The 242-nt window shown below is 75.2% G+C and carries 1 protein-coding gene; it reads left to right on the top strand.

The window, feature by feature from the left end; all coding sequences use genetic code 11:
* Positions 1-242: hypothetical protein (locus ACLJNW_RS28010; RefSeq protein WP_410961877.1), on the top strand; the 242-nt coding region annotated here is incomplete at both ends.

The raw sequence follows: 242 nt of genomic DNA, 5'->3' as shown, positions 1-242 counted from the left end.
TTCCAGGGTCGTGCCGCGCATGTGTCGATCAAGGAGACCGGGGCCGACGCCCTCGGCGCGGCACGGCTCGTCGCCGACGCACTCGACTCGTTCCAGTTCTCCCACCAGCCATTCGACCGGCTGCCCGGGCTGCCGCGGTGCGTCGGCGGGGAGGGGATCGCAGGCGGCCAGGCAGGCGGTCCCGCGCTCCTGCCGGGCTCGGGCGTCCCGGATTCCGCGTCCATCCGCGGCGCCGTGCGGAC

The organism is Salmonella sp. SAL4457, assembly GCF_046548235.1.
Classification (GTDB): domain Bacteria; phylum Pseudomonadota; class Gammaproteobacteria; order Enterobacterales; family Enterobacteriaceae; genus Salmonella; species Salmonella enterica.
This window is presented reverse-complemented; position numbering and strand designations above follow the sequence as displayed.